General features: G+C 43.4%; 15 protein-coding genes. 14 read left to right on the top strand and 1 reads right to left on the bottom strand.

Features of this window, described 5'->3' with window-relative positions; all coding sequences use genetic code 11:
- Positions 1-191: 191 nt before the first annotated feature.
- From MSWH1_RS00920 to MSWH1_RS00895, 6 genes are all read left to right on the top strand, one after another.
- The gene (locus tag MSWH1_RS00920) at positions 192-1259 is read left to right on the top strand and encodes a citrate/2-methylcitrate synthase (RefSeq protein ID WP_048125272.1); all 1068 of its coding nucleotides are present in this window, start codon (positions 192-194) and stop codon (positions 1257-1259) included.
- Between the two features lie 107 nt (positions 1260-1366).
- Positions 1367-2635: a UbiD family decarboxylase gene (locus MSWH1_RS00915; protein ID WP_048125271.1), complete on the top strand. Its 1269-nt coding sequence runs from the start codon at positions 1367-1369 to the stop codon at positions 2633-2635.
- A gap of 244 nt (positions 2636-2879) precedes the next feature.
- A complete protein-coding gene (locus MSWH1_RS00910; protein WP_048125268.1) occupies positions 2880-4085 on the top strand; it encodes an aconitase X in 1206 nt (401 codons plus the stop codon).
- Positions 4072-4503 carry a DUF126 domain-containing protein gene (locus MSWH1_RS00905; protein WP_048125266.1) on the top strand — a complete coding sequence of 144 codons (432 nt, stop codon included), beginning with the start codon at positions 4072-4074 and terminating at the stop codon, positions 4501-4503. Before MSWH1_RS00910 ends, MSWH1_RS00905 begins: the two co-directional genes overlap by 14 nt.
- A gap of 134 nt (positions 4504-4637) precedes the next feature.
- Entirely contained in the window at positions 4638-5756 is a 1119-nt protein-coding gene (locus tag MSWH1_RS00900) for a site-2 protease family protein (protein WP_048130141.1), read from the top strand.
- Positions 5757-5822: 66 nt separating this feature from the next.
- Entirely contained in the window at positions 5823-6944 is a 1122-nt protein-coding gene (locus MSWH1_RS00895) for a TIGR04013 family B12-binding domain/radical SAM domain-containing protein (protein WP_048125264.1), read from the top strand.
- Positions 6945-8021: 1077 nt separating this feature from the next.
- Here MSWH1_RS00895 and glmM read toward each other — a convergent pair.
- Complete coding sequence (gene glmM, locus MSWH1_RS00885; protein ID WP_048125261.1) at positions 8022-9368, bottom strand: phosphoglucosamine mutase; 1347 nt, start codon at positions 9366-9368, stop codon at positions 8022-8024.
- Positions 9369-9571: 203 nt separating this feature from the next.
- On the opposite strand from glmM, the gene larE reads away from it, so the two are divergent.
- The 8 genes from larE to MSWH1_RS17720 all read left to right on the top strand — a co-directional run bounded on the left by larE (position 9572) and on the right by MSWH1_RS17720 (position 15477).
- Positions 9572-10399, top strand: a complete 828-nt coding sequence (larE, locus tag MSWH1_RS00880) for an ATP-dependent sacrificial sulfur transferase LarE (protein ID WP_048125259.1) — start codon at positions 9572-9574, stop codon at positions 10397-10399.
- Entirely contained in the window at positions 10396-10848 is a 453-nt protein-coding gene (locus tag MSWH1_RS00875; RefSeq protein WP_048125257.1) for a GNAT family N-acetyltransferase, read from the top strand. Before larE ends, MSWH1_RS00875 begins: the two co-directional genes overlap by 4 nt.
- A 60-nt stretch (positions 10849-10908) precedes the next feature.
- A complete protein-coding gene (locus MSWH1_RS00870; protein ID WP_082087989.1) occupies positions 10909-11457 on the top strand; it encodes a DUF531 domain-containing protein in 549 nt (182 codons plus the stop codon).
- A gap of 416 nt (positions 11458-11873) precedes the next feature.
- On the top strand, positions 11874-12032 hold the full coding sequence (locus tag MSWH1_RS18680) for a hypothetical protein (RefSeq protein WP_156148042.1): 159 nt from the start codon (positions 11874-11876) through the stop codon (positions 12030-12032).
- 42 nt (positions 12033-12074) lie between these two features.
- A complete protein-coding gene (locus tag MSWH1_RS00865; RefSeq protein WP_048125254.1) occupies positions 12075-13256 on the top strand; it encodes a cysteine desulfurase in 1182 nt (393 codons plus the stop codon).
- A 210-nt stretch (positions 13257-13466) separates the two neighbouring features.
- A complete protein-coding gene (locus MSWH1_RS00860) occupies positions 13467-13802 on the top strand; it encodes an RAD55 family ATPase (RefSeq protein ID WP_052722520.1) in 336 nt (111 codons plus the stop codon).
- A gap of 275 nt (positions 13803-14077) precedes the next feature.
- A complete protein-coding gene (locus tag MSWH1_RS00855) occupies positions 14078-14392 on the top strand; it encodes a hypothetical protein (RefSeq protein WP_048125253.1) in 315 nt (104 codons plus the stop codon).
- A gap of 23 nt (positions 14393-14415) precedes the next feature.
- The gene (locus MSWH1_RS17720; protein WP_231585526.1) at positions 14416-15477 is read left to right on the top strand and encodes a type IV pilin N-terminal domain-containing protein; all 1062 of its coding nucleotides are present in this window, start codon (positions 14416-14418) and stop codon (positions 15475-15477) included.
- Positions 15478-15482 lie beyond the last annotated feature (5 nt).

The following is a 15482-nucleotide window of genomic DNA, read 5'->3' as shown; positions in this document are numbered from 1 at the left end:
ATATATTTAAAAAGATTTAAAGTTACAATTTCAACAAATTTAATATACTTATTCGATGATAATACAATTGCATTGTCACCCTATTTTTGGACCCAAAAGATCCTTCGTGTTAAATCTTTCACGTATAATCAGAGGATTCCCCAATTTCAAAGTTTTTTGAAAATCCTCTACGCATAACTGTGAGGTAGAAAATGAGTAAAAATATATGTTTCATAGACGGGCTGGAGGGCGTTCTGAAATACAGGGAAGTCGATATCCACGAACTAGTCGAACTTCCTTATGATGCAGTTTCCTATCTGCTAATCCGGGGAGAGCTCCCCGGAGAACAGGAACTTGCCAAGTACTCAGCCCGCCTGCATGCGGAGCGTGAAATCAACAGGGAGGTAATGGACATTATCCGCATGTGCAATTTCAATATCGATGCTATGGAAGCGCTGCGCACAGTCATTTCTTTCATATCCCAATTCGATCCGGACCTGAATGACAGTTCCCCGGAAGGAAATATAAGAAAAGCCATAAGGTTAATTGCCATAATCCCAACCATTGTTGCTGCTTATTATAGAGTGTCAAATGGAAAGGAACCTGTGCCCCCTGATCCCTCCATATCTCACGGAGCCAATTTCCTGTACATGATAAAAGGAAGCAAGCCAGAACCACTGGAAGCTGAAGTCATGGAAAAAGACTTTATTCTCAGTGCCGAGCATGAGCTGAATGCCTCCACCTTCTCATCCAGAGTTACAGCTTCAACCATGTCCGACCTCTATTCTGCAGTTGTTTCAGGACTCTGCACGCTTAAAGGCCCCCTTCATGGAGGGGCAAGGGCAGAAGTTATGAATATGCTTGAAGAAGTTGCCAGCCCTGAAAATGCTGAGAAATTTGTCCTTGAGAAAATCAAACAGAGAGAAAAAATAATGGGATTCGGGCACAGAGTGTACAAGACATATGACCCCAGGGGCACAATATTCAAGCAGCTCTCAAAGAAACTGGCTGAATCTAAAGGGGATATGTGCTGGTACGCGACAGCCGAGGCAATCGAAAATGTTGTTGTCCGCGAGCTTGTGGAAAAAAGAGGAAAGCCGATTTATCCGAATGTTGATTTCTATTCCGGGGTCATCTACAAATATATGGAAATTCCTCCGCAGCTTGCGACCTCGATCTTTGCAATCGGGAGAGTCTCGGGCTGGATAGCCCATTGTTTCGACCAGTATGAGAAGAAAAAGATCATAAGACCCAGAGCCTTCATGCTCGATGAATGTTAAAATTTCAGAAAAAAACTGTTTATGCCTGAAATAGGGCATGAAACTATTAAGCCCTGGTATCAGAGAATCTTTTTATCATCTGACCGCTTTTTGATATCCAGATACCCATGAGTTATAGAGATTTTATAGACCGGTTAAAAGAAAACGGAAAACTGGTAGAAGTTCCGCAGCCCGTTTCCCCGAGATTCGAGGCTTCAAGGATTGCAAAAAAAACAAAAGCTCCGGTTCTTTTCCGCGACATTTCAGGTTCAAAGGTTATTATGAACCTGCTCGGGTCCAGGGACGAGCTTGCTTCCATGCTAGGGGTTCTTAAAGAAGAAATAATAAGGAAGCTTGCGGAAGTTTCTCCGGAAGGCGAAGTCCGGATAGTTTCAGAATCTCCTACCCTTGAAGTCATAGAAAACGAGGTTGACCTCACAAAACTTCCAATCCTTACCCATTTTGAAAAAGACGGAGCTCCCTATATAACTGCAGGGATTGTGGTTTCCGAATACGGAGGCACCATTAATGCTTCAATCCACCGCCTTATGCTTGTGGGAAAAGACAAACTCGCAGCCCGCCTTGTCCCCCCGAGACATACCTACCTCCTGCACAAAAAAGCCATCGAAAAAGGTGAACCTCTGCCTGTTGCAATTGTTATCGGCTGCGACCCTACGATTATTTACGCAACCTCTACAAGGGTTCCTGTCGGAAAGGAATTTGAATACGCGGCCGCCCTGCGGGGTGCTCCGGTAGAACTCTTTGAGTGCTCAAATGGGATAAAAGTACCACACTCCGAGATCGTGCTCGAGGGGTATGTTGACCCTGTGAAAAAAGTTGATGAAGGTCCATTTGTGGACATTACCGGAACATACGATGTGGTAAGGAAAGAACCTGTAATCCACATCACCCGCGTGATCCACAGAAAAGACCCGATTTATCACGGAATTCTGCCTGCTGGTCCCGAACATCTCCTGATGATGGGAGTGCCTTACGAGCCAAGGATATACAGAGCTGTAGGGGAAGTTACGACCGTCAAAAACGTGGTCTTGACAGAAGGAGGATGCTGTTACCTTCATGCAATCGTACAGATCGAAAAGCAGACTGAAGGAGACGGGAAAAACGCCATAATGGCAGCCTTTGCAGCCCATACAAGCCTGAAACATGTAGTGGTCGTGGATGAGGACATAAATATCTTTGACCCTGATGATGTCGAATTTGCAATTGCTACAAGGGTAAAAGGGGATATGGATATTATGATTATTCCTAATGTCCGCGGAAGTTCCCTTGATCCCAGAGGGGCTCCTGACGGGACGACTACAAAAGTAGGAATCGATGCTACAAAAGTCCTTATTGAAAAAGAGAACTTCGAAAGGGCAGTCATTCCTGAAGAATGACTGATATTAAATGACTGATATTAAATGACTGATATTAAGCTTTTAAAAATATGAGATTTTTAAAGGGCAGATAATTTTTAAGTGGCTGCAATCCGAGGTATAGAATACCCTAACCTTGCTTTAATATTTTATACTTGCCTCAGTGTTCTGTACTTGATTTAATTGTTTGTACATGCCACAATCAGGCCTGACTCAAGATTTTGCATTATTTCTTTACTACCTGGCAATTAAAGAGTGAATTTTCATGTACCTTACAAAAGAAGAAGAACAAATTCTGAATGGAGAAGCCGGAGAGACTCTCAGGAAAGCGATTGAGATCCTTGTAGCTCTCGGGGACATCTATGGTGCGGAAGGGTTGATCCCCATCAGAAGTGCCCAGATTGCAGGCGTCTCTTATAAAACCATAGGCGATGCCGGACTTGACTGGATATCGGACCTTGAGGGACAGGTAAAGGTCCCTGCAATCCTAAACCCGGCTGGAATGGACCTGAAAGACTGGGAAAGGTTGAGAATTTCTCCTGAATTTGCAGAAAAGCAGAAAGAAATTATTCAGGCTTACAAAAAGCTTGGGATTCGCTGTGAATGTACCTGTACTCCTTATAACCTAGAAGGCTTTTCAGCGGGCTACGGCGACCACCTAGCATGGAGTGAGTCCTCAGCCATTTCCTATGCAAACTCCGTAATAGGAGCCCGAACAAACAGGGAGGGAGGACCATCTGCCCTTTCGGCAGCGCTTCTGGGGAAAACTGCAAACTATGGGTTACATCTTAAGGAAAACCGCATTCCTGAAGTTTCGATCCGTGTGGAGTGCTCACTTAAAGAATCAGATTATGGAGCCCTTGGATATGTAGCAGGCAAAATCATAGGGAGCAGGATACCTATTTTTCACCTGAAGGATACTCCGGAGAAGGATGAGCTTAAAGCCCTTGGAGCTGCAATGGCGGCATCCGGAGCAGTGGCACTTTATCATGTGGAAAAAGTGACCCCTGAAACCTGCAGGCTGGGCTTTGAAGAACCTGAAGAAAAAATTATTATCGAGAGAAGCCAGCTTGATGAAGTTTATGAGAGCAGAAAAAGAGTTGGAAAAGAACCCGAGCTGATTACCATCGGTTGTCCCCACTGTTCTGCAGCTGAACTTAAAAAAGCGGCTGAGCTCCTGAAAGGAAAAACGGTTTCAAAAGAAACCTGGATCTTTACCTCGCGGGAACTTGCAAAACGCTACCCTGAATATATCCGGACCATTGAGGGAAGCGGGGCTAAGGTTGTCTGCGATACCTGTATGGTAGTTTCTCCGGCAACCAACAGCTACTCCTGCGTTATGGTGAATTCGGGAAAAGCCTTTGCCTACGTGCCGGGGATGTGCGGAGCTGAAAGTGTATACGGAAATATGGAAGCCTGCATAGAGGAAGCAACCGGAGGGAAAGGAAAAAAGGCAGGTGATTCCTATTAAACTCAAAGGTCGGACAATTTCCAGGGGATGTGCAGAAGGGGAAGTTTTGCTTTCCAGAGACCCCATATCGTTCCTTGGCAGTGTAGACCCTAAAACAGGAATTGTTGTCGAAGAAAAACACTCTCTTGCAGGAAAATCAATCAAAGGGAAAGTTCTTGTTTTTCCCCATGGAAAGGGCTCGACTGTTGGCTCCTATGTAATGTACCAGCTGAAGAAGAATGAAGCTGGACCGGTAGCAATTATCAATCTGGAAACCGAACCGATTGTAGCGGTAGGAGCAATTATATCTGAAATCCCTTTAGTTGACATGCTGGAAAAAAGCCCATATGAGTTTTTAAAGGATGGAGACATTGTCCTGGTAAACGGCAGCGAGGGATATATCAAATTTATTAAACCGAAAGGCAGTAAGGCAGAATAATGATGCAGATTAAACATTAATGATCCTGAATTAACTTTAAACCTGAATACCTTGCCGTTTAAGCTTAAAACGTGAAAATTGCATTAAATGTAAAAGCTAAAAAAACCTCAAGCTGCAAAGACGTGAAACTTAAAATGAAACAGGGAAAAGAAGACCAGAGAAAAAGCGATGGTAAATTAGATACTGAAGAGATGATTTCCCGTATATACCCTTTCATAATGAGGGTATTTGACGTATATGAAATCCAGAAGTCCAGAGAGATTCTTTATTTTTTCGGCACCCCTAAAACAGATGCCGAAAATGTAATGGGAGAACTCTGGGCTCCCCTCGAACAACGAGGGTTTGGAGGTACCCTGAAATACGAACTTGGAGAACACGTTCTTATTGTTGCACCTATAAAAAAGTCAAAGGAAAAAGTCTGGGTGAACCTTGCACTTTTCATAGCAACAGTGTTTACAACCATGATCTGCGGAGCCTGGTTGTTCGGAGTTGACCTCTGGAGTGATCCCCTTCAGATTTTTCAGGGTTTGCCCTTCACCTTTGCAATACTGGCTGTGCTCGGCTCTCATGAGATGGCTCATTATGCAATGGCAAGGCACCATGGGATGAAAACCTCCCTCCCTTACTTTATTCCGTTTCCAACTTTTATAGGCACTATGGGAGCGGTAATCCGTTACAGGGGACCTATCCCTGACCGAAAGGCTCTCTTTGATGTTGGAATTGCAGGGCCTCTGGTAGGGCTCCTGGTCTCAACTGCAGTTACTATAATCGGGCTAAATCTTGATGCACCTGCAGTAACCCCCTTACCCGATGCTCTGATGTTTGAGCTTGGCCTCCCCCCTCTTTTTGTGATGCTCCAGAAACTTGTTGGGGTTACGGGGAGCGACCTGCACCCTGTAGCTTTTGCAGGCTGGGTAGGGATGTTTGTAACCCTTCTGAATCTCCTTCCTGCAGGGCAGCTTGACGGCGGGCATGTGCTCAGAGCAATGCTCGGCAAAAAAGCGGATTGGGTATCTTCAATGATGCCCAAGGTCCTTTTCCTGATAGGTTTTTATGTGGTTTACTGGTTAAATGGAGACGGATTTATCTGGATATTCTGGGCGCTCTTCCTGTGGGCTTTTGCAGCGGCAGGGCATCCATCCCCTCTTCATGATAAAGTGAAACTGGATAGAAAACGTATCCTTATAGGAATACTTACCTTTATCCTTGGTCTTCTCTGCTTTACCCTTATTCCTTTTAGGCCCATAACCTGAAAAGAACTGGAAAACCTGAAGAGAACCAAAACCTGAAAAAAGCACTGAAAAAAGGAGAAAAAAATAATGGACGTGCATTTCCGGTATAGTAAAAAGAACTCTTACAGCTTTGCGGTTCTTTCACCTTTACTTCCAGAAGCCGGATTTACAGACAGTCCCCTTAATGGGATCATGATCTACAGTTTTACCACACGACAGGCAGCGAAAGTCTTCATGGAGGTTGAAAATGCAGGGACTGACTCAATCTTCATTGCAGGAGGACCGCATCCTTCCGGCTCTCCCGAAGAGACACTTGAATATTTTGATTACGTTGTGATTGGCGAAGGTGAAGAAACCCTCCCAGAACTTGTAAAGGTCCTGAAAGAAAAGGGAGAGCCGGGAGAGGTAAAGGGAATTGCTTACAAATCAGATACAGGCAGGATAATCATAACTCCTGAAAGGAAGCATGTAGACCTGGATGCATATCTCTGTTTTGACCCGAAAAAGCTTCGCTCCCCCATTGAAATCAGCCGTGGTTGCCCCTGGGGTTGTAAGTATTGCCAGACTCCCAGGCTTTTTGGAAGGGAGGTCAGGCACAGGAGCATTGATTGCATCCTGAAAAATGCACAGCACTATGATGACCTCCGTTTCATAGCTTCAAATGCTTTCGCTTACGGAAGCGATGGAATTCACCCGAGGTTCGACAAGGTGGAAAAACTGCTCTCTACCCTGCACGAACTGCCCGATAAGAAGATCTTTTTCGGGACTTTCCCTTCTGAGGTCCGTCCTGAATTCGTGACCGAGGAATCTGCCGAACTGGTGAGAAAATACTGTGCAAATGACAGCCTTAGCATGGGCGTTCAATCCGGGAGTGACCGCATCCTTAAAGAGATAAGGAGAGGACATACGGTTGAGGACAGCATCTCAGCTATTGAGTGCTGCTTTGAACATGAGATAGTTCCCGCAGTTGATTTCATCTTCGGGCTCCCCACCGAAACCGAAGAGGATCAGGAAAAAAGCCTTGACCTTGTGCGCTGGATTTGCAGAAAAGGTGGGACTGTCCGAGCTCATTACCTGACCCCCCTGCCTGGAACTCCGTACGTATCAGCAGTCCCCTCGGAAGTAAGCGCCCATGTCAGGCGAGAACTTGGAAAACTTGCCCTTGGGGGAAAACTAACAGGTTACTGGGAAAAACACAGGAAAGTATAAAAGAAAACCTGAAAAAAAGGAGAAGAGGATTAAGGAAAGCCGACAGGTGCTACTCCATGCCGGCTTTAAAAACCCAATCCTGCGTTCTGGTTGAACCGTTTTTGAATTAAATCGCACGAAGGGACTTTTGTTTTAGACCCTGTTACTTTACTATATATAAACTCAGATGTCAATTCCGATTAACGGAATTGAATCTCCTGCCTGTATTTATATTTCAAGAACTCTTTATTTATGCAGTTTTGATGGCTCTTCTTAAAGGATGTTTGATGATCCTGTATTTAGGTCTTGTTTTGAAATGTGCTTATCGATCTTGTATTGTTGTTTCATTCATCTTAGCAGGTGATTTAGAACCTTCTGATACTTTTTTACGATTTAGGAGGCGTATGTTTTTCAAATCAGGAGGCATATGTTTTTCAAATAAGGAGGCATATGTTTTTCAAATCAGGAGGCATATGTTTTTCAAATCAGGAGGCATATGTTTTTCAAATCAGGAGGCATATGTTTTTCAAATCAGGAGGCGTATGTTTTTCAAATTAGGAGGCTCTCGTACTAACAAATTTATCTGCAGGAAGATAATTTTTTTAGTCTCATATGTAAGAAATGCTTCAATGTATTTATAATTTGTTGTTACTTATGTTAAAATAATACATAATAGATAATAATTAAGAAGATGGAACACATAAAATTAAAATTTGTAGAATAAAGAATTTACAGAATTAAAGAATTTACAAAATTAAAGAATATACAGAAGAGCAATTAAAAGAAGAGCAATTAAAAGAAAGGCAATTAAAAGAAGAGCAATTAAAAGAATAAAAGTATATACAAAAGCAAATCACCAATCACTTTAAATTTGAAAGTAAAATTCTATTAGAAACTCATAACCAGTTAATCTTTTTGGTTCCGTCTTCGATAAGAGGCAGTCAAATAAAGAATGGCAGATCAAGGCTCAATTTAACTTGAACCTCACCTGCATTTTTTTATCCTGTAGATTCACGTTATCACTACCCGGATATTTTACTTCGGGATGTGTTGAGAACCTGCATTCCAAAAAGATACTGTTGTGGCTAAAATTACTGTTCAGGCCTTTTCTGCCCTTAAGACCATTTCCAGACCTGCCTGCATTAATTCTTCTGCTCTTTCCTGCTTTTTTGCCTCGGCAAAGATCCGGAAAATAGGTTCCGTACCTGAAGGGCGTATAAGGACCCACCCATCGTCATACCAGATCTTGACCCCATCAATGGTATCTGTTATGAGTCCCATGCTTGAAGTCTCATCTCGGATTCTCCCCATAGTGCCCATTACATCACTGGAAGGCGTCTTGGTCTTTGCATTGAAGTATACAGGCACGCTTTTAGTTAACTCGGAAAACTTTTTCCCTCCAGCCAGAATCTCAAGGATTTTGGCGCATGCCATTGCTCCATCCCGGCAGTACTGGTGTTTAGGGAAAATAAGGCCTCCATTGCCCTCTCCTCCGAAAACGGCACCTACTTCCATCATTTTTCGGGCGACATTGATTGAACCGACAGCTGTCCAGTGAAGTTCAACCCCTTCTTCCTTTGCAACATCAGCCATGCGCTGGGAAGAACTAACAGGAGTGACTATAGGCCCTTTTTCACTCTCAAGCATATATTTCGCCATCATGGCAAGCAGAACTTCTTCATTTACAAATACCCCGTTTTCATCCATGAAGACTATTCTGTCCGCATCCCCATCATGCGCCGCCCCGAAGGCTGCACCTGTCTTTTTAACAAGGTCCGAAAGCTCAGTCAGGACTTCAGGCGTGGGTTCGGGATTTCTCCATGGAAAAGTCCCGTCAGGCTGAGCCCCAAGAGTCAGTACCTCACAGCCAAGTTCCCTGAGCAGGAAAGGAAGGGTAAGGGAACCTGCCCCGCAGCCCGTATCCACCACTACCTTAAATTTCCGGCTGCGTATTGTTTCGGCATCTACTGCCCGGATTATATTTTTGATATAATAATCATTAACTGCCGGATCTGCCCTGAAATTTCCAGTTTTTTCCCAGGAGACCGTTGAAAATTTGCCTGAAAAATAAATTTTTTCAATTTCCCTTTCCCCATCTCTCGGGAACTCTGAACCATCTCCTGCAATCAACTTGATCCCATTATATTCCCTGGGGTTGTGAGATGCCGTAATAACGATTCCGGCATCTGCATAGTCGCGCACATAGTATTGAATAGAGGGCGTAGGGCCAATCCCTACATCAATCACACTCAAACCTGTTGCAAGAGCTCCGGCAATTGCGGCAGATTTCAACATCTGGCCCGAAATCCTGGTATCACAGCCAATTGCAACCGTACCTTTTGAGCCCATGTATGTTCCAAGGCTTTTGGCTAAATTGACTGCCATTTCAGGGTTTACATATTCATTGGCAATACCACGCACACCATTAGTTCCGAATAATTCCATTTAAGATCTCCATCTCATTATTTACGTCAAAATTATACCATTATAAGGAAATTAGGTTCTAATTAGATTTATTTATTGTAACCAGAACCCTGATAGGAAAACAAAGTTTCGGTACACACATATCCCCTTACATAACTATTGTGAGGCACCTGACCATAGGGCTGGAAAATACATATATCTTATTAGCTGAAAACTCGTTATTAATGGACATTGCAAAGATCGAAATGATAAGAGAAGCTATAAAAGCCAGAGAAAGTGCAGTCATTGCATTTTCAGGGGGAGTGGACAGTTCAACTCTTGCAGCACTTGCATTTGAGGAACTTGGGGAAAAAGCCCTTGCCGTAACTATAGATTCTCCTCTGTTTCCCAGGCAGCAGCTTGAAACCGCTGCCCAGACAGCCTGTGAAATAGGAATTCAGCACAAAATCCTCCCATTCTCCCTGACCAGTGTGCCCTATTTTTCTGCAAATACGATTAACAGGTGTTATTTCTGCAAAAAAGCCCTTCTTGAAACCCTGGTAGAGTTCGCAGAGAAAACCGGATATAATGTCGTGCTTGAAGGAACGAATGCTTCTGAAATAAAGGGGGAAAACCGTCCAGGATACAGAGCAATTGAGGAAGCAGGAGAGAAGATATTTTCCCCGTTTGTGGAATTTAACATTACAAAGGAAGAGATCAGGGAGATTGCCTCAAATCGTTCCCTTTCAGCAGCCAGCAGGCCGCCTGCAGCCTGCCTTGCAACCCGTATTGCTTACGGACAGCCTATTACCACCGAAGTCCTTGAGAAAATAGAAAAAGCCGAAGATTATTTATTATCACTGGGTTTTACGCAGTTCAGAGTCAGAATGCATTCCAACCTTGCCAGGATAGAGGTCACCGACGAGGAGTTTGAGGATGCATTCCGCAAAAAAGAAAAAATATCCAGGCATCTTAAAGCTCTTGGTTTTGACTATGTAACCCTCGACCTTGAGGGCTTCCGTTCAGGAAGTATGGATGAACCTCACATGCGGAAAAAAGCTGAAGAAATATGACAGAAATTTTAATCCGAAAAGCCGAAAAAAAAGACCTTTCTGCAATCCAGAGGCTTCTATCCACTTATTTTCTGGATATGGAAGAACTTGAACCCGAAGACTTTGTGCTAGCTGAAAAAGAAGGTAAAGTGATCGGATGTGCTGCCCTTATAAGGGACACTTCAAACGAGAAGACTTTTCTGGAGCTTCACTCCATTGCCATACATCCAAATCTTCGAGGAAAAGGAATCGGAACCAGGCTTATGGAGTACCTTACAAACACTATTGATTTCCCGGAAACTCCTGGAGCCCCTGCCTGTGAATTATATGTGCGGACGACTGCTCCGGGTTTTTTTGAAAAACTTGGTTTTATAACACTGCAGGATTCTGAAAAATTACTTCTCTGGGAAGACTGCAGAAAGTGCGAGCATTTTGAGAAGTGTGCACAGCACGCCATGAGGTATTTTTGAATTTCCTGAAGAAACGGACCTGATAAAGGTTAACGAAACATTATTTTACAAAAACGCATAATGAAGCAGTTTATGCTCACCCTTGGAATCGTCAATACCTACGACAAGATCAAAGTTCTCGATGCTCATTACCGTGCAATTGCCAGAGCCGCTCCAATTTGCCATGCTTTTGGGTTCCACCTTGCTCTTTATGACTTCCCTTTTAAAATAACCGCAGAAGAGCTCGTCGCATTCGTAATGGATAAAACCACCATAGGAGAATCAGGAAGTTATCTCAGGACCCTTTACGAAAAAAACCACCTTTCAGTGTCTGACCTTCCAAAGAAAGGATTTCCTTCCCAGTTTGGGAAGATAATTATCACCACTTCAAAACCAGACCCAAAAAAGAAGGTTATGCCTGTGAAAGTCGCTGAAGAAGCGCTACGCAACCGTTCATTTCTATTTCTTGTGGGCCTTGGGCATAAGGGACTTCCAAAAGAACTTTTTGAAAGAGGGAAATACCATCTTGATATTACCTCTAAAGGGCTTTCCCTTGAGACATGCACTGCAATAGGAGCGATACCTGCCCACATCTCAGGTCTCATGGCAAATCTGGAAACAAAAAAGTGATATTTGAATTTAAATCCATGATCCCGGGATAAAAAAACTATCGTGGAGCATACGTCCCGAAATTAGAGTGATCCAAAAAAATTTTAAGGCAATCTAAAAAAAATTCCGGAATAGATATATATTACAAATTACAATTAATATATAGTTGTGGGTAAGAACAACGCCTGTTGCGCTGTTGGGGGTTTACAACCTGAAGGACCTAGAATTATGGCCTGTATTTCAGGAATTCGTCCGGAAGGACCGGAAATTCCAATTTGAGGAATTTTATCCGGAAAGATTTGAGCTCTAACCTGCAGTGCAGTTTACCCTTTCGAAAGGGGCAAGAATTCTGCCCTGACCGAATGGACCTGTATCCGGAAGGAGTGAAATATTAACCCTGACAGAGCGCAAACATTGAAGAGACAGGAGGAAAACTTATGAGTGAACTAAATAACGAAGATAGAAAAAGAAATGAATATAAATACAAACACCGTAAAAACGGTTACCACACAGTTGTAAAAGGCTGCACAGACAGTCTGGACACAGATGAATTAGACCTTTACCGCTTTATGATAGGCGGCTTGCAGGGTAAATAACCTGCATAAGCTTTTTTTAGTTCTCATTCCTAGAAAAGAAGCATGTACGATGTATATGCGGTCCGTGAAGATTTTCCTGTTTTAAAAGAAGTTGTGTACCTGGACAGCACAGCGACTACGCAGACCCCGATCCCTGCAGTTGAAGCCATGGTTGAATATTTTTACAGGTACGCCGGCAACCACGGGAGAGGAGCGCACCGCCTTGCCAGGGAGACCACAAACCACTATGAAGATGCACGGGAAACTGTTGCTCATTTCCTGAATGCAGATCCGTCAAAGACCATATTTACGAAAAATACAACCGAAGGGATAAACCTTGTTGCAAACAGCTATCCCTGGGAAGCAGGAGACCACATTGTTACAACCCTGCTCGAGCACCATTCAAACCTCCTGCCCTGGCTGCGCCTGCAAAAGAAAGGAGTAAACGTAACAGTTGTAAGCCCGGACCGCAAAGGCATAATTGATCCCCGGATGATAGAAAACGCGCTCACTGACAAGACAAAACTCATCTCTATAACCCAGGTTTCAAACGTTTTAGGTTCTGTCCAGGATGTCAGCAAGGTTACGAAAATTGCCCGCAGAAACGGGGTAAAAACTCTTATTGACGGTGCCCAGGCTGCAGGACATATGCCAGTGGACCTGAAAGACCTTGAATGTGATTTTTTTGCAACCGCAGGACACAAAGGGCTGCTTGGCCCGCAGGGAACAGGCGTACTCTACATCAGACAACCAGAGATTTTGGAAAGTGCCTTAGTAGGGGGAGGTGCGGTTTCGGACGTCAGCGGGCTTTCATACACACTTGAGCCTTCGCCTGCCTGTTTTGAAGCCGGCACTCCAAATATTCCCGGGGTTATCGGGCTTGGGAGAGCAGTAGAGTATGTGGAAAAAATAGGGGTTTCTGAGATTGAAAAGCATGAAGCGAAACTTTCCGGGGAAGCTGCAAAGAGGTTCTCAGAACTCGAGCACGTGGAGGTTTACGGGCCTGAAAACCGGACAGGTATTGTACCTTTTAATGTGAAAGGGCTTCATGCTCACGATGTTGCCCTGATCCTTGACCAGACCAGAAAGATTTGCGTCCGCAGTGGACACCACTGTGCAATCCCTATTACCCGCTTCCTTGAAGTTGACAGCACTGTGAGGGCTTCCTTCGCACTCTACAACACGGAAGAAGAAGTAAATATACTTATAAATGCAGTCAATGCACTCAAATCCCTTGTATCCTGAAAAATACCTGTATCCTGAAAAATACCTGTATCCTGAAAAATACCTGTATCCTGAAAATTTCATCCGGCATTTAAGTAGAAGGGGAGTTACATTCGAACACATATTTATTTTTTAGAGATTGTTTTTAATACAGGTACTGACGAATATCATTACATAACAGTAAATTGAAAGAAGTTGCTTTGACCTAAACTCTTTTCAGGAGCAAAATAAATGAAAAGGATTACGAGTGAAATAAAATGCCTTGATTCACTCCTTGGAGGGGGATATCCCAGGGGAAAAGGTATCTTTATCACAGGACCCACAGGTTCGGGAAAGACAATAATGGGTACACATTTCCTGTACAGCAACTACTCTGCAGGGAAGAAGGAGCTTTTGATCCTTAAAAGATCACTGCTGGAAGATGTCATCCTTCAGTCAAAATCTCTGGGAATGGATCTTGAACCTTTTATTGATTCCGGGCTGCTCGTGGTAGGAGATGTATTTCATAGCAGGATTCAGGAGACTCTCTTCTCTTCCCGCCTGGGAAAAGGACTACCGTTAAACTAAAGATTTAGCGGCTTCCTGAGTCACCCTTCCCTCTACTGAGGACAAGTCATACAGGTTCTACCCCACATACCACAGGTGAAATGGAATATATGATCGGATTACTCAAGATGCTTAAAGCTTCCGGTTTTCTCCGGCTTAATGTTCCCGATCCCTTAAGTTATACGATACCCTGTTATCCAACTCCCTCAGATTGGTTTTCGCATTTTGGGTTGTGGTGACAGTATCTACTGTTAAAAAAGGGTGATAAGAGGCTGAAAAAAGAGCGCTCTTCGGAAATGGTGATCTACGTCGTCACCATCTACATAGCCTTTTTCGTCTTCCTTTTCATCGTTTACATCCTGGCTGTGTACTTCTTCCCGGAAAGTGCATCATTCAAGAGTTCGTCTCAGGGAGTGGGATCCGGAGGGATAAGAAACGGCTACTTCAACTTAGAGGAGTACACGATGCTCATGTACCACTCAATTCTTGTCCAGGCTATAACTTCCGGGCTTATTGTAGGAAAAATGGAGCAGGGTTCAGTTTACATGGGCTTGAAGTACAGCGTCAGCATGATGATAATTACCTACGCGGTCTTTACATTCATGGTATAAAGAATTTTCAAGGAGCGTTTTCTGTGCCAAAAAAGTCCGAAAAAAAGATTATATCGGAAGAAAATGCAGTTTCGGAAGTAATGGGAGGGGTCCTTCTAGTAGGCATAGTAGTAATCATGCTCAGCGTATTGAGTATTTCTGTTATTTCACAGGAGGGACCTGCCAATGTCCCCCACACGAATGTCCAGGAAATTATGGACACTTCCACTGACACGATTTACCTGAAACACAATGGAGGTGAACCAATAAGTCCCGAGGATGCCGAGATAATAGTAAATATAAACGGCAAGAAGTATATATACACATCTTCACAAATTTACGCAAGCCTGGGGAACAACAATGTCTGGAAAATTGGGGACACTATTGAAATCAATACAATAAAAACTTGGGGGGTTCCCCTCAACAATGACGACCAAGTAGAGTTATTTCTGGTCGATACCCCATCAAACGAGTTGATCCAGAAAAGTACACTTACGACAGAGTTCCAAAAGATGCCCGACTTAAAAATATTGCTCACCCCGATGGGAGATATAACGGACACATCAGGATCAAAAAAAGATACAAAAGGCTATGGGAACAAGATCCAGGTTCGTTTTGTAGATTGCACAAAAACAGAAGATGCAACGGACCCAAAAATAACCAAAGAAGATAGAAATTGTACTACGTATTATCCCAATAAAACTACGATAAACACCAGTATATATCAGGAACTCGATTTCAAAATTAAGCCCATTGCCTGGGGGATTAGACCGGGGGACACTTTCTGTAATGTTACTCTCATAATCGTTTACTATTCTAATGATAAATCAATTAAAGATTTCAGACTTAAATTTTATGACATAAACGAGTATGGACAGGGGGAATGGGTATACTACGAAAATCAGCTTCCAAAACATACTGATCAATTCGAATCAGAATCGATCAACCTGACAGATCATATCAATACTCCTGCAGACCTGGCTAATTTCAAGGTACGGATTGAGGCATCAACTACCTCGTCTGATGATAAAGCAATATTTATCGATTATATGGGGTTATGGGTAGAGAAAACGAACTATTTAGCCAGTCCAGAATCAGTTAGTTGATATTG

Source organism: Methanosarcina sp. WH1, assembly GCF_000970005.1.
GTDB lineage: Archaea > Halobacteriota > Methanosarcinia > Methanosarcinales > Methanosarcinaceae > Methanosarcina.
The sequence above is the reverse complement of the archived record's forward strand: the minus strand, read 5'-3'. Positions and strand labels throughout refer to the sequence as shown.